This window comes from Novosphingobium sp. TK46, from assembly GCF_055361525.1.
Map to the genome: position 1 here is coordinate 3,622,159 of NZ_CM143963.1, position 12,987 is coordinate 3,635,145.

Sequence of the window (12,987 nt, forward strand, 5' to 3'; positions counted from 1 at the left end):
TGTGACGAACAGATAAAAAGACCTCAGGCCTTCAGGCTGTTCGCCAAGATCTTGTGAAGGCGAGAATGGAGCACGTCATTGCCGGCCAGAACCTCGGCGTCGCAGATCGGCAGCGAGCGACCGCGGAAATCCGAAACGAAGCCGCCCGCCTCACGCACCAGCAAGCACCCCGCCGCGCTGTCCCACGGCTTGAGCCCCTCTTCCCAGAAAGCCTCGTAACGCCCGGCGGCAACCCATGCGAGGTCAAGCGCCGCGGACCCGAAACGACGGATGCCCGCCACCTGCGGACCGATGGCGTTGTAGATCCGTGTCCATTGAGCCGTGTCGCCATGGCCGGCGAACGGAATGCCGGTTGCGATCAGCGCTTCATCCAGGTGGCGTCGTGCGGACACCCGCAGGCGGCGATCCTGCAACCACGCGCCGCGGGTCTTTTCGGCCCAGAAGGTCTCGTCGGTAATCGGCTGATAGACCATGCCGGCGGTCACTTCGCCCCAGCCCGATCCATCAAGCTTTGGCTCCTGCACCGCGATCGAGATCGAGAAGTGCGGAATGCCGTGCAGAAAGTTGCTGGTGCCGTCTAGCGGATCGATGATGAAGCGCGGCTTGTCCGGATCGCCCTCGATCGTTCCGCCCTCTTCCATCACGAAGCCCCAGTCGGGACGTGCGACGCGAAGTTCGTCCCACAAGGTCCGCTCCGAAGCGAGGTCCGCCTTGGACACGAAGTCCGCCGGGCCCTTACGCGAGGCCTGAAGGTGCTCGACTTCGCCGAAGTCGCGACGCAGGCGCTGGCCGGCCTTGCGGGCTGCCTTCTCCATGACGCGGATGAGACCGGAAAGAGCCATGAGTTTCCTTGTTACGGTAATTGTCCGGCATGGGGGCGCCGCCGCGGCGGCCGGCCCCTTAGCGGCCGGAAGGAGTAGTGGTGGTCGGTGCGGGCGTTGGGGTGGCACCGGCCGGCCCGGCAGGCGCGGTTCCGGCGCCATAACCGCAAACGGCCAGCAGCGCCGAGAGCACCTGGTTGGGATTGTCGCGGCTGACCTTGCCTGGATTTTCGGCGATCAGCTTCTCCATCGAGTCGGTGATCTTGCCTAGCGAGTTATTGTAGACGCAGCCGACCAGCGCTCCCTTCACGGGCTGCTCGATCTTGTCTGACTGCAAAGCGCTTATCAGAACCTTGAGATAGAGCATCGCGTCCTTGACCTCGGCAGGCGCCTCGGTCGCGGCAGCAGGCTTGGCGGCTGCCTTGCTCGCCGATTTGGTGGCAGGGGCGGCCAGAACCGGCGTGGTCGCCAGTGCCGCACCCATGGCGAGGATCGATAGAATGCGCATCAGTCTGCCTTTCGCACGTAGGACTTTTCGTAGACGTCCACGACGATCCGGGTTCCGCTGCCGATATGCGGCGGCACCATCACGCGCACGCCGTTATCAAGCAGCGCCGGCTTGAAGCTGGACGACGCGGTCTGCCCCTTTACCACGGCGTCGGCCTCGACGATGGTCGCCTCGACCTGCTCGGGCAGCTGCACGGAGATGGGGCGTTCCTCCCACATTTCCAGGAGAACCTCCATTCCATCCTGCAGGAAGGCCGCCGCATCACCCAGAAGGTCGGCAGGCAGGTTGATCTGGTCGTAGGTCTCGGTATCCATGAATACCAGATCCTCTCCCTCGGCATAGAGGAACTGGAAATCCTTGGTATCCAGGCGCACCTTCTCGATCGTATCCGCGCTGCGGAACCGCACGTTGGTCTTGCGACCGTCGATAAGGTTCTTCATCTCGACCTGCATGAATGCGCCACCCTTGCCGGGCTGGGTATGCTGGGTCTTGGCGACCTTCCAGATGCCCTTCTCGTATTCGAGGATGTTGCCGGGGCGGATGTCGACGCCGCTGATCTTCATGAAAACACGCCTTACGCTGAAAAAGAGCCGCAGGTGCCAGAGGTGCTGGCGAAAGAACGGGGCCCTTAGCGCCTGTGCGTCGCTGTGGCAATTGCCAGCCAGCGGTGCTAGCGAAGCCGCCATGCGAAGTGATCATCCCGCTGCGGCCGCAGCTCTCATCTGCGGCATGGCCTTTTCGCTGGCGGCGGCAACACCGCCTACCCCGCCGCCCGTCCCGGGCGGAAAGATCGGCACGCTTCAGATCGGCAAGTACACTTGCGAGCTTCCCGGTGATGCCGGAGGCCAGATCAGAGTGGAAGCCAAGGAGTTCGACTTCATAGTCGTGCGTGGCTCAAGCTACCGTTCGCAGGGCGTGCGCGGCAGTTATCTGCTCACCGGAGATGTGGTGACGATGACGGGCGGCCCGCTCAAGGGCCTGAAGCTGCATCGCCTGTCCAGCGGCTTCCTGCGTCGTGTCGCCGCCGATGGCAGCGATGGCGATCTGCGCTGCGTGCTGGGAACCGCGGGCAACTTCTGATCGTGCCGGCTTCGGCTTGATCGCCCGGGCGCATTGCCCGGCGACCCTTCGGTGCTAGATTGCAGCTCGAGAGGGGAAATAATCCATGCAACTGGAACTTGCCGGCAAGGTCGTCATCGTCACCGGTGCCACCGCCAATATCGGTCGCGCCATCACGCTTGAATTCGCCCGCGAGGGTGCGCGCGTCGTGGCGGTAGGTCGTGACCGTCAAGCCGGCGCAAAGCTGGAGGACGCCTGCCGCGAGGCCGGCGCCGGGGACGCCCTGTTCGTGGCGGCGGATCTACTTGATCCGGCCGCGCCCGCCGCCATTCTCGCGCAGGCCGAGGAGCTTGGCCCGGTCCACGTCCTCGTCAACAACGTGGGCGGCAACGTGGCACAGGGACTCTTCGCCGACTCGGATCCCGAGAAATGGATGGCGGACATCGACCTCAATCTGGGCACCGTGCTGCGCATGACCCATGCCGTGCTGGCTGGTATGATCGCGCGCAAAAGCGGCGCCATCGTGAACGTCGGATCGACGGCGGCACTGGTCGGGGACTATATGCTGCCGGTATATTCGGCCGCGAAGGGCGCGGTGCACAGTTTCACCGTGGTGCTTGCCAAGGAACTGGGACAGCATGGGGTCCGCGTGAACGCCATCGCGCCCTATGCCACGATCTCGACCGATCCTGCCGCCTTCAGCGAGGGCAGCCGCTTTCATCCGGCCTCCGGCTTGTTCAGCAAGGGTGGGGAAAGCGTCAGCGCCGAGGACAAGGCCTTGCGCCAACGCCGTACGTTCGTCGGAAAGCCCTTTGCCGCTCCCGAGGAACTGTCCGGCATGGTCGCGTTCCTCGCCTCTCCCCGCGCAAGCTTCATCACCGGGCAGGTCTATCCGATCGACGGTGGATCGCTGCTCTAAGGCGCATGGCAGCCAAGGACACGCAGATGAACGACAGGTTGATCCAGACGTTGCTCGACAAGGATGCGATCCGCGAGCTGGTGCTGCTTTATTCGCGAGCGATCGATCGCAAGGATGTCGCTCTGCTGCGCGATCTCTATACTCCCGACGCTACAGACAGCCACGGCGATACCTTCGATGGGCCGGCGGACGCCTATTGCGACTTCATCGAACGATCATTGCCTTACATGCCCTACAGCGGCCACCACGTCTGCAATCACTTGGTGAGCATCGATGGCGATGAGGCGAACGGCGAAGTCTATGCGCTGGCCTACCACATCGTTCCCGACCGGGCGGGCGGCCAGGAAGAAGATTTCATGGCGGTGCGCTACATCGATAATTACCGTCGCTGTGGAGATGACCGCTGGCGCTTCTCAAGGCGCGTGGTCACTTATGACCTGAAGATCCGACGCCCTTTCACCGGTGGCGGTCTGCTTGGCCAGGGAGATGCCGATCCCAGCTACGACGTTTGTCGCCAGACGCTTTTTCACCGCGGTCCGCGCGGCTGACAGCTTCGAACCAGGGCGAAGCGCGGTGGTTTTTCGCCGTCGTCGTCGGTCCCATGCAGCTTTCGCGCTATTGGAACATTCCTGCACGCGGCACCTGCGGCAATAGTGTACGGCGCCGCCGGGAGACTTGCTCGATGGTGACCCTACGCGTGGGCGTGCTCAACGATATGGGAGACTTCGCCGCCGCGCCCGGCGACGTGACCGACTGGCTTGAGCGCGAGATCGAAGTGCTGCGAAGTCGCGGGCGCATCCGCGAGCCGGTCGAGTTCCGCCATGCCTATGGCCTGGGCCTGCCTTCGGGTACCGCCGAGGCGATCGAGCGTGCCTACCACGATCTGGTCGCACAGGATGTCGCGCTGATCGTCGGTCCGGCGATCGGTGACAATGCGCTCGTCGCCGGTCCGCTTGCCGAACGGTTGCGGGTGCCGACGATCAACTGGGCCGGCGCCGAACGCGCGCGGGGCAAGTATATGTTCCAGCTTCAGGTCGGCAGTCATGAAGACGAATCACTGGTGATCGCGCGTCATCTGTCGCGCATCGGCGCAAGGCGGTTGAGCGTCATCTACGATATCTCCCCTATCGGTACCCGGCACCTCAAGTACCTTGAGGATGAAGCGGCGATACTCGGTCTTGAACTGGCCGCCTGCGAAGGGATTTCTCCGCTGAGCGCCGACGCGCGATCCTGCGTCGCGACGGTCCTCGCTGTCGATCCCGATGCCGTGGTGTATCTTGGCCTCGGGGTCTCGGCACCGTCGGTTGCGCAAGCGCTTGGCGAAGCCGGCTATGGGAATACGCGTATCATGAACACCGCCGGCCTGCGCGGCTATCACGGCGATTTCGCGCAAATGTGCGACGGCTGGACCTACATCGACATGCGCTCAGACGGGAACCGCACCTTGCGCGCGTTGTGCGACACGCTGAACATCGCCGATAGCGGTGCCCTGGCCGCAGCCAAGGGCCACGACCTTGGCCGCCTGGTCGCCGAAGGTATCGCGCGATCGCGGGACGGCACGCGCGAAGGCATCCGATTGGGACTCGAGCAGATCAAGTGGCTTCCCGCCGCGCAAGGAGAGGAAGGGACCCTTCTTGGCTTCGGTGTGCAGGACCGTGGCGCCCTGCACGGCCGCTATCTGGTGGTTCGTCAATGGCGTGACGGCCGCAGCCTCCAGCTTGCCGCCTGACCTCTACATCGAGGGCGCGTATCCCCCATTGAGCGGATAAGTCTGCCCGGTGATCCAGGACGATGCTTCGGAACACAGGAAGGTCACCAGCGCCGCCACATCACTCGACTTGCCATAGCGGCGGATCGTATAGCGCGAGAGTTGCGCCTTGGCCTGATCGCTCTGCATGATCTGCGCGAGCTTCTCTTCGGTCATGTCCGGCATCAGCGTCGACAAGGACACGGCATTGCAGGTGACATTGTAGCGGCCAAGCTCCTTGGCGATCGAGCGTACGAAGCCTTGGGCGCCGGCCTTGGCCGAGGCATAAACAGCGAGTTTGGGCTCTCCGGTTCGACCTGAATCCGATACGATCGTGACGATGCGCCCGCGTTTGGCGGCGACCATGTTGGGTATGAAGCCGAAGCAGCAGTTATATACACCGTAAAGATTGGTGCGCAGGTAGCGCTCCCACGCCGAGGGATCTTCCTCCCAGAAATTGAGTGATGGCCGCAGCGATCCGGTCGGTCCGGCCATGCCGGCATTGTTGACCAGGATCGTCGCCGGACCCAGCTTGGCGGTGATCGCGGCATTGGCTGCCTTGATCGCATCGAGGTCACCCACGTCGAACGGCACCGCCAGAGCGGGAACACCCAGCGCCTCGATTTCTGCCACGACCGCCTCGGCACGGTCTGCCACGAAGTCGTTGACCGCGATACCGCCGGCATTGTGCCGCGCAAGTTGCAGCGCGATCGCGCGACCGGCATTCTGGCCTGCACCGGTGACCACTGCCACCTGGCCGTTCAAGTCGAGTAGATCTTCGCCGCCCATCCCAAGCTCTCCTTTTTCGTTGAAACGACAGGAGGGTGTCTGGCAGGTTTTGCCAAGTCCCGGCGGCATGGTGCCGCCGGGATATCGCGCGGACGGTTACGGCTTGTCAGGTCAGCCCCAGAGCGCGTCGGCGGCGGCAAGCGCGTTGGCCCCCCTACCCCCAAGCTCGGCGGTCAGCAGCTTGAGCCGGTAGGTCCACAGGTGCAGCGGATGCTCCAATGTCATACCCATACCACCAAGGAACTGGTGATAGTCGTATGTCACCCGCTTGGCGGCTTCCTGCGCATGTAACGCAGCCAGCGCGGCATCGGCGGCAGTGCCACTGGCCGCCGCGCGGATTGCCAGCCAATAGACACCGTTCGTGACGACCTGATCCTCGGCCAGCCGGTGCCGGATCGCCTGGAACGTAGCCAGAGGTCGCCCGAACTGCTTGCGATCGGACACGTAGGTCTTCACGCTTTGCAAAGCCGCAGCGAGCAACCCGGCAGCTTCCGCCGCGATCGCGACGCGCCAGGCGCGTTGCACCTGTGCCACGTCGACATCGTGCGACGTCAAAGCCTCAGGCAATCCGGTGAGAAATGCGACCGGATAGGCGTAGAGCGTGTCCTCCTGGGGCGCACGGATCAGATCCGCGGTCACCGTGAAGCTGCGAACCCCGGACGGTCCGACCAGGACGACGGTGGCACCCTCTTTCAAGAAGCGAACCGGTTTACGCAACTGGCCTTCCTCGACCAGGCACAGCGGGCGCGGCAGTTCAGGATCGATCAGCGGGCGAACCAGCGCCGAAGCGGCGGCTTCCACGGCGAACGGCAGCCGCGCGAGTTTCTCGACGACGAGGGCGGCGGTGGCGGCGCCAAGCTCCTCCTCGGCCATGACGTCGAGAAAGCCGCCCTCGACCAGTTCGGCGTCGAGTGCGTCGCTGGTCAAAGCCAGCGAATGGTCGTGCATCGGCACGCTCGCATACGGCTTGGTAAGGCTATCGATGAAGTCGAGGATCTGGCTCTGATCTTCGCTGAGCGACAGTTGCATCAGCGCGCCTCCCTGGGCAGTTCGAGCACGTCGCTCGCAATGATGTTGAGCTGGATCTCGGCCGCACCCGACGCGATTCCGGCGACGATCCCGCGTTGATGATGCATCTTGAGGTAAGGCGAGGAACCCGCCAATGCTTCCGGCGCGAATTCGACCACGAATTCGCAAACTGCGCGTTCGGCCATGACGGTGGCGAACCGCGCTGAACTCGATTCCGGGCCTACGCCCAGCCCGTCGACCCGCTTCTGGACGATGGCGTAGTTCGCCGTGGCTGCCGCCTCGCACAGGCTAGCGCAACGCGCCGCCTCGATCTTCACGGCATCGCGCGCGAAGTCCCCGGCATCCTTCAGCATCGCCACCGCCCGATCGAGCGCGGCGCGCGCCAGCGTGAACCGCGGGATGCCGAGGCGCTCGTTGCGCAGCGAATAGGCAATGATCTCCCAGGCCTGTCCCTCGTCGCCGAAGCGCGCCCCTTCGGGCACGGTGACATCGTCGAAGAACACCTCGTGGATGTCACCCTCTCCGATCAGCGAGGGGATCTGGCGCGCGGTGATGCCGGGCGTATCCATCGGTACCAGCAGGATGGTGATGCCGCGCTTGCGATCGTCGCTGGTGCGGGTGAGCAGGAAGCAGGTGTCGGCAAGACCGGCGTACGACGTCCAGATCTTCTGTCCGTTGACCACGTAGTTGCCGTCGATGAGCGTGGCGCGCGTGCGCAGGCTGGCGAGGTCGGAGCCGGCGTCAGGCTCGGAGAAACCCTGGCACCACAGTGACTTGCCCTCGGTGATCGGCTGGAGGTAACGTGCCTTCTGGTCCTCGGTCCCGTACTTCGTGAGCGTCGGGCCGATCCAGTTGACGTTCATGTATTGGCCGCCGCGAGGTTCGCCTGCGATCCACATCTCCTCGGCCAGGATCTGCTGCTCCCATGGCCCCAGACCCTCGCCGCCCATCTCGACCGGCCAGTGCGGAAACAGCAGCCCGGCGCCCGCCAGCTTGGCACAAAACTCGCGCGCGAAGGCGGTCAGCGCCGGCGACGCCGGTCCATGCTCGGAAAACTTCTCCCAATCCTCGGGCAGGTTGGCGGCAAGGAAGTCGCGCAGCGTCTGCCGAAAGGCGTCCTGCTCCTGCGTCCATTCGAAGTTCATGCCGTGCCGCTCTCCATTTCGCTGCCATCGGCGTTAGCCAGCCTCGCCCACCGCGACAAGGGTGGACCGAGGGCAGCCCGGCCCCGAGCCATCAGCCCCACCAAAGCATCGCGGTCGCGTCGCCCCCTCGATCAGACTGCGGCTATGGTGCAGGCCCACTGGCCTATCATGACCGATTGCGTCATGACCGCGCACGTCGGCACGGTCGGCGAACTGAACGAAGAGAATGATCGAAACGATGAGCGAGAAGACATTCGTTGCCGTAATTAGGCTCGAGGACGTTCCGGCGGGAAGCAAGAAGGTGGTCCAGGTGAACGGCAACGAGATCCTGTTGTGCCACACCAACGACCGGGTCTTTGCGGTCCGCAACCTGTGCAGCCACGCCTACGAGGCGCTTGACTGCGGACGGATGCGCAACGGCTGGATATCCTGCCCGGTCCACGGTGCCCGCTTCGATCTGGAAACAGGCGTTCCGATGAACCCGCCCGCATCGATGCCGATCGACATATTCGAGGTTCGAATCGTCGACGGTTCGATCGAGGTCGCGGTCTGACGGTGGCCCGTTCGGGCAAACTCGTCCAACTCCACCCCGGCGATGCGCACAGGTCTGGACGCGCGCAAAGCCGCCGTGCATGGAAAACGCCATGACCGATCAACTCGAAAGCCTGCGTACCGAAGTCCGCGACTGGATGGAGGCGAACGCCCCGCGCGATTGGCGCGATACAAGCCGCAGCCAGGACGATTTCGTCGCCACGCAGCGGCAGTGGTTCGCCAAGCTCGTGCAGGCCGGCTACGCCATCCCGCACTGGCCGGCAGAATACGATGGCGGTGGCCGCACTCTGGCCGAGCAGAAAGTTATCTACGAGGAACTCGCAAGGATCGATGCCCCCCGGCTGCTGCTGTCCTTCGTATCGACGTATCACGCCTTCGCCACCCTGCACGAATGCGCTTCGCCCGAGCAGAAGGCGAAGTACATGCCACGCATTCTCGAAGGCGAGACCTGGTGCCAGGGCTTCTCCGAGCCGGGGGCAGGTTCCGATCTTGCCGCGATCAAGACCAAAGCGGTGCGCGAAATGCGCGACGGTCGTGAAGTCTATGTGGTCAATGGCCAGAAGGTCTGGTCGACGATGGCCCAGTTCGCCGACATGTGCCTGCTGCTGGTGCGCACATCGAGCGACGGGGTGAAGCAGGCCGGCATCACCTACCTGCTGATGGATATGAAGACGCCCGGCGTCTCGGTCGGCCCGATCCACCAGATCCAGGGCGACGAGGAATTCGCTGAGATCTTTCTCGATAATGTCGAGATCCCGGTCGAACAACGCGTCGGTGAGGAAGGAAAGGGATGGGCCGTGGCGCAAGCCACCCTCGCCTCGGAGCGCGGCCTTACACTGATGGAACTCGCTTACCGTATGCGCGGTGCATTGAGCCGCCTGGTCGAGCTGATCCACGACAACGGCCTGGAGAACGATGTTGGCGTGCTGCGCGACTTCGGCGCGCTGGTCAGCGAAGTGGACGCGACGTGCGCGATCGCGGATCGCTTTCTCGACAACCGCATCAATGGTGTCGAGCGGATGGGCGACGCCTCGATCGTTAAGAACAGCTACAGCCGCGCATTGCGGGCCTATTCGCTGCTTGGTGTTCGCCTCGGCGGCATGGCGGAGCAGTACGTCAAGCCGATCACCTTCGGTGATCTCAACACCGGCAACTGGATGGCCGACTTCATGAACTCCTATGCTTGGACCATCGCGGGGGGCAGCGAGGAAGTGCAGCGCAACATCATCGCCGAACGCATGCTCGACATGCCGCGCGAACCCAAGGGGTGGGTGCTTTGATCGAACTCAACGAACTCCAGGACGCCGCACAAAAGGCGTTTCCGGCCGGCGCAGTCATGCCGCCCCGTGATGAAAGCTGGGCGCTTGCCGCGGAGATGGGCTGGCTGATGATCCGGCTCCCCGAAGAACTCGGGGGCCTTGGCCTCGGCCGCGAAGCCTCGACCATGATCCATTTCGAGATGGGCCGCGTGCTTTCCACCGCGCCATTGATCCCCGCGCAGCTTGGCCTGCATGCGATTCTCGGGAGCGCGACGCTGGCCGGCCGCGAAGATTGGCTGGAGCGCATCGCAGGTGGTGAGTACGTGCCATTGCACATGCTGCCGACCAAGCTCGAAACCACCAGCGACGGTGCGATCTCGGGCACGATCTCCGGGGTGTTCGACGGCGACATGGCGGTGGCGGTCATCGCCTATCTGCCAACTGGCTACACGATCGTACCAATGGACGCGGCGGGCGTCAGCCTGGTCGAGCGGACCATCTGGGATCGCAGCCGGCGCATGTTCGATCTGGTGCTCGACAACTTCAGGCCCGATCCGGCGCTGGTACTTGCCGGACCAGAGGCGGCAGGCGCCCTGCACGATCTGATCTCACCCGAAGCGCATCTCGCCATCGCCGCCGACAGCCTCGGCGGCGCGAACGCGGCGTTCGACATGTCGGTCGAATACATGAAGATGCGCAAGCAGTTCGATCGTCCGATCGCGATGTTCCAGGCGCTCAAGCATAGGGCGGCCGATTGCAAGATCCGCATCGTGCCGGCCGAAGCCCTGCTGTGGAGCCGGGCTGCCGATCCAGCGGCAAGCGATGTCCACTTCGGCGCACTCAAGACGTATGCGGCCGAGGTGTACGCCGGCGTCACGGAAGAGGCGATCCAGTTTCATGGCGGCATCGGGTTGACCGAGGAGCATCAGATCCACCTGTTCATGAAACGCGCCATGCTCAACCTTCAGTTGTGCGGCACGCCGGACCTGTGGAAAGAACGCCTCGGCAGGGCTACCCTGACGACCATCCAAGGCTGAGAATCTCTCCCGGGGTTCCCCACGCGACTAGGGGCAACCCTTCGTCCCGCGAGCCGTTCTGCGATGATGGCAGAATCGGGCGTCGTCGCGCATATGCGCAAGAACATCGTGCTTTACGGCGCGCTGATTGCAAATCTTGGCATTGCCGTCGCCAAATTCTTTGCGGCCGGCATCAGTGGCTCTTCGTCGATGGCGACGGAGGGTGTTCACTCGCTTGTCGATAGCGGCAACCAGATCCTGCTGCTTTACGGACAAAAGCGTGCAAGCCAGCCCCCGGACAAGGCACATCCCTTCGGGTATGCCCGCGAGCTTTATTTCTGGGCTTTCGTCGTCGCCATTCTGATTTTCGCGGTGGGTGCGGGTGTCTCGATCTACGAAGGCATCGTTCATATCCAGAATCCGCACGAAATCGAAGACCCGACACTCAGCTATATCGTGCTCGGGATCGCGACCGTGCTTGAGGGAGCATCATGGACAATCGCGGTACGCGAGTTCCGACAGAATGTCGGCGATCAGAGTTGGTGGCAGGCGATCCATCGCTCCAAAGATCCACCGGGCTTCATCGTTCTATTCGAGGATACCGCCGCGCTGGTGGGCCTGATCATCGCGGCACTGGGCGTCTGGGCCAGCGTCCACTTCGCCGATCCCCGCATCGACGGTGCGGCATCGGTGCTGATCGGACTGGTTCTGGCAACCGTCGCCATCCTCTTGGCGAAGGAGTCGAAGGGTCTGCTGATCGGTGAAGCGGCCGATCCCGTGCTTATCGGCCAGTTACGCGAAGTGCTTGATGCCCACCCGCAGATCTGTTCGGTAAATCACGTTCGTACGATCCACTCAGGCCCGGACAGCGTGTTCGTGGCCGTGAGTGCCGACTTTGACGACGCCTTGACGATGGGCGAGGCCGAGACAATCATCGAGGTGCTGGAAAGCCGCATGAAGGGAGTTTCGGCCAAGATCTCGTCGATCTACATTCGACCGGAAAAGCGCGCGGACGCGTTCCTTAACTGAGCCGCATTGGCTGTAAGGCCTCGTTAGGGCTACGGGTTCGAAGCCCCGCAGCCCTAACCGAATTTCAGCCCTTCTTAAGGTGACGGCGTCCGAGCAGTTCGGCGATCTGTACCGCGTTCAGGGCCGCACCCTTTCGCAAGTTGTCGGATACGCACCACAGCACCAGGCCATTGTCCACCGTCGGGTCTTCACGCACGCGGCTTACATAAGTCGCGCCATCGCCGACGCATTCGACCGGGGTGACGTATCCACCGTCCTCACGCTTGTCGACGAGCATGATGCCAGGTGCCTCGCGCAAGATGTCCTGCGCCTGCTCGGCTGAGATCTCGTTCTCGAATTCGATGTTGATCGCTTCCGAGTGCCCGACGAAGACGGGCACGCGCACGCATGTCGCCACGACCTTGATCTTGGGATCGAGGATCTTCTTCGTTTCGACCACCATCTTCCACTCTTCCTTGGTGAAGCCATCATCCAGGAAGACGTCGATGTGCGGAATGACGTTGAAGGCGATCTGCTTGGTGAACTTGTTCACTTCGACCGAATCGCCCACGAATATACCACGGCTCTGGCTGAACAGCTCGTCCATACCCGCCTTGCCGGCGCCAGAGGTCGACTGATAGGTCGACACGACCACGCGCTTGATCGTCGCCGCATCGTGCAATGGCTTGAGCGCGACGACCATCTGGGCGGTCGAGCAGTTGGGATTGGCGATGATGTTGCGCGCCTTGTAGCCGTCTATCGCATCGGGATTGACCTCCGGCACGATCAGCGGAACATCGGGATCCATGCGGTAAAGCGACGAGTTGTCGATCACGACGCAACCCGCGGCGGCGGCGCGCGGCGCGTGGATCTTGGTTGCTTCCGACCCGGCGGCAAAAAGCGCGATGTCGAAGCCGGCAAAGTCGAAATGCTCGAGGCTTTTCACCTTGAGCATGCGTCCGGTGTCACCATACTCCAGTTCCGTGCCAACCGAACGCTGGGAAGCCAGCGCCACGATCTCGTCGCAGGGAAACTCGCGCTCGGCGAGGATGTTTAGCACCTCACGGCCGACGTTGCCCGTCGCCCCGACGACTGCCACCCGGTAACCCATCTCTTCGTCCTTTATCGTATGTCT

At 63.2% G+C, this 12,987-nt stretch carries 15 protein-coding genes; 8 read left to right on the forward strand and 7 right to left on the reverse strand.

The annotated features are described in order from the left end of the window. Positions 1-23 precede the first annotated feature (23 nt). The 3 genes from ACXJ1Z_RS17295 to efp are packed head-to-tail and all read right to left on the reverse strand — an operon-like array spanning position 24 to position 1,892. Entirely contained in the window at positions 24-842 is an 819-nt protein-coding gene (locus ACXJ1Z_RS17295; protein WP_463778358.1) for an inositol monophosphatase family protein, read from the reverse strand. A gap of 58 nt (positions 843-900) precedes the next feature. After that, complete coding sequence (locus tag ACXJ1Z_RS17300) at positions 901-1,329, reverse strand: hypothetical protein (protein WP_463778360.1); 429 nt, start codon at positions 1,327-1,329, stop codon at positions 901-903. Then, positions 1,329-1,892 (reverse strand): elongation factor P, encoded by a 564-nt coding sequence (gene efp / locus ACXJ1Z_RS17305; RefSeq protein ID WP_463778361.1) that lies wholly within the window; start codon positions 1,890-1,892, stop codon positions 1,329-1,331. Before efp ends, ACXJ1Z_RS17300 begins: the two co-directional genes overlap by 1 nt. Positions 1,893-2,013: 121 nt before the next feature. Here efp and ACXJ1Z_RS17310 point away from each other — a divergent pair, with 121 nt between their 5' ends. From ACXJ1Z_RS17310 to ACXJ1Z_RS17325, 4 genes are all read left to right on the forward strand, one after another. Further along, entirely contained in the window at positions 2,014-2,409 is a 396-nt protein-coding gene (locus ACXJ1Z_RS17310; protein WP_463778362.1) for a hypothetical protein, read from the forward strand. Between the two features lie 85 nt (positions 2,410-2,494). Further along, positions 2,495-3,307 carry an SDR family NAD(P)-dependent oxidoreductase gene (locus ACXJ1Z_RS17315; RefSeq protein WP_463778363.1) on the forward strand — a complete coding sequence of 271 codons (813 nt, stop codon included), beginning with the start codon at positions 2,495-2,497 and terminating at the stop codon, positions 3,305-3,307. 26 nt (positions 3,308-3,333) lie between these two features. Next, a complete protein-coding gene (locus tag ACXJ1Z_RS17320; RefSeq protein ID WP_463778364.1) occupies positions 3,334-3,855 on the forward strand; it encodes a nuclear transport factor 2 family protein in 522 nt (173 codons plus the stop codon). A 134-nt stretch (positions 3,856-3,989) separates the two neighbouring features. After that, on the forward strand, positions 3,990-5,036 hold the full coding sequence (locus tag ACXJ1Z_RS17325) for an ABC transporter substrate-binding protein (RefSeq protein WP_463778366.1): 1,047 nt from the start codon (positions 3,990-3,992) through the stop codon (positions 5,034-5,036). A 3-nt stretch (positions 5,037-5,039) separates the two neighbouring features. On the opposite strand, the gene ACXJ1Z_RS17330 is transcribed toward ACXJ1Z_RS17325, so the two are convergent. The 3 genes from ACXJ1Z_RS17330 to ACXJ1Z_RS17340 form a co-directional block, all read right to left on the reverse strand. Continuing rightward, positions 5,040-5,843 (reverse strand): SDR family NAD(P)-dependent oxidoreductase, encoded by an 804-nt coding sequence (locus ACXJ1Z_RS17330; RefSeq protein WP_463778368.1) that lies wholly within the window; start codon positions 5,841-5,843, stop codon positions 5,040-5,042. Positions 5,844-5,954: 111 nt separating this feature from the next. Continuing rightward, positions 5,955-6,872 carry an acyl-CoA dehydrogenase family protein gene (locus ACXJ1Z_RS17335; protein WP_463778370.1) on the reverse strand — a complete coding sequence of 306 codons (918 nt, stop codon included), beginning with the start codon at positions 6,870-6,872 and terminating at the stop codon, positions 5,955-5,957. Continuing rightward, positions 6,872-8,017: an acyl-CoA dehydrogenase family protein gene (locus tag ACXJ1Z_RS17340; protein WP_463778372.1), complete on the reverse strand. Its 1,146-nt coding sequence runs from the start codon at positions 8,015-8,017 to the stop codon at positions 6,872-6,874. Before ACXJ1Z_RS17340 ends, ACXJ1Z_RS17335 begins: the two co-directional genes overlap by 1 nt. A 238-nt stretch (positions 8,018-8,255) precedes the next feature. Here ACXJ1Z_RS17340 and ACXJ1Z_RS17345 point away from each other — a divergent pair, with 238 nt between their 5' ends. The 4 genes from ACXJ1Z_RS17345 (at position 8,256) to ACXJ1Z_RS17360 (ending at position 11,873) form a co-directional block, all read left to right on the forward strand. After that, positions 8,256-8,570 carry a Rieske (2Fe-2S) protein gene (locus ACXJ1Z_RS17345; protein ID WP_463778374.1) on the forward strand — a complete coding sequence of 105 codons (315 nt, stop codon included), beginning with the start codon at positions 8,256-8,258 and terminating at the stop codon, positions 8,568-8,570. Between the two features lie 91 nt (positions 8,571-8,661). After that, positions 8,662-9,849, forward strand: coding sequence for an acyl-CoA dehydrogenase family protein (locus ACXJ1Z_RS17350; protein WP_463778376.1), 1,188 nt, complete (start codon positions 8,662-8,664; stop codon positions 9,847-9,849). Then, on the forward strand, positions 9,846-10,865 hold the full coding sequence (locus ACXJ1Z_RS17355) for an acyl-CoA dehydrogenase family protein (RefSeq protein WP_463778378.1): 1,020 nt from the start codon (positions 9,846-9,848) through the stop codon (positions 10,863-10,865). The genes ACXJ1Z_RS17350 and ACXJ1Z_RS17355 overlap by 4 nt, the downstream gene beginning before the upstream one ends. A 66-nt stretch (positions 10,866-10,931) precedes the next feature. Continuing rightward, a complete protein-coding gene (locus ACXJ1Z_RS17360) occupies positions 10,932-11,873 on the forward strand; it encodes a cation diffusion facilitator family transporter (RefSeq protein ID WP_463781285.1) in 942 nt (313 codons plus the stop codon). Positions 11,874-11,937: 64 nt separating this feature from the next. Here ACXJ1Z_RS17360 and ACXJ1Z_RS17365 read toward each other — a convergent pair whose 3' ends face one another. Then, complete coding sequence (locus ACXJ1Z_RS17365) at positions 11,938-12,963, reverse strand: aspartate-semialdehyde dehydrogenase (RefSeq protein ID WP_463778379.1); 1,026 nt, start codon at positions 12,961-12,963, stop codon at positions 11,938-11,940. Positions 12,964-12,987 lie beyond the last annotated feature (24 nt).

Coding starts and splice junctions, on each gene's coding strand:
- ACXJ1Z_RS17345 (WP_463778374.1), top strand. CDS start 8,256: ATGAGCGAGAAGACATTCGTTGCCGTAATTAGGCTCGAGGACGTTCCG.
- ACXJ1Z_RS17330 (WP_463778368.1), bottom strand. CDS start 5,843: ATGGGCGGCGAAGATCTACTCGACTTGAACGGCCAGGTGGCAGTGGTC.
- ACXJ1Z_RS17295 (WP_463778358.1), bottom strand. CDS start 842: ATGGCTCTTTCCGGTCTCATCCGCGTCATGGAGAAGGCAGCCCGCAAG.
- ACXJ1Z_RS17360 (WP_463781285.1), top strand. CDS start 10,932: ATGGCAGAATCGGGCGTCGTCGCGCATATGCGCAAGAACATCGTGCTT.
- ACXJ1Z_RS17350 (WP_463778376.1), top strand. CDS start 8,662: ATGACCGATCAACTCGAAAGCCTGCGTACCGAAGTCCGCGACTGGATG.
- ACXJ1Z_RS17340 (WP_463778372.1), bottom strand. CDS start 8,017: ATGAACTTCGAATGGACGCAGGAGCAGGACGCCTTTCGGCAGACGCTG.
- ACXJ1Z_RS17365 (WP_463778379.1), bottom strand. CDS start 12,963: ATGGGTTACCGGGTGGCAGTCGTCGGGGCGACGGGCAACGTCGGCCGT.
- ACXJ1Z_RS17310 (WP_463778362.1), top strand. CDS start 2,014: ATGCGAAGTGATCATCCCGCTGCGGCCGCAGCTCTCATCTGCGGCATG.
- ACXJ1Z_RS17325 (WP_463778366.1), top strand. CDS start 3,990: ATGGTGACCCTACGCGTGGGCGTGCTCAACGATATGGGAGACTTCGCC.
- ACXJ1Z_RS17335 (WP_463778370.1), bottom strand. CDS start 6,872: ATGCAACTGTCGCTCAGCGAAGATCAGAGCCAGATCCTCGACTTCATC.
- ACXJ1Z_RS17300 (WP_463778360.1), bottom strand. CDS start 1,329: ATGCGCATTCTATCGATCCTCGCCATGGGTGCGGCACTGGCGACCACG.
- efp (WP_463778361.1), bottom strand. CDS start 1,892: ATGAAGATCAGCGGCGTCGACATCCGCCCCGGCAACATCCTCGAATAC.
- ACXJ1Z_RS17315 (WP_463778363.1), top strand. CDS start 2,495: ATGCAACTGGAACTTGCCGGCAAGGTCGTCATCGTCACCGGTGCCACC.
- ACXJ1Z_RS17320 (WP_463778364.1), top strand. CDS start 3,334: ATGAACGACAGGTTGATCCAGACGTTGCTCGACAAGGATGCGATCCGC.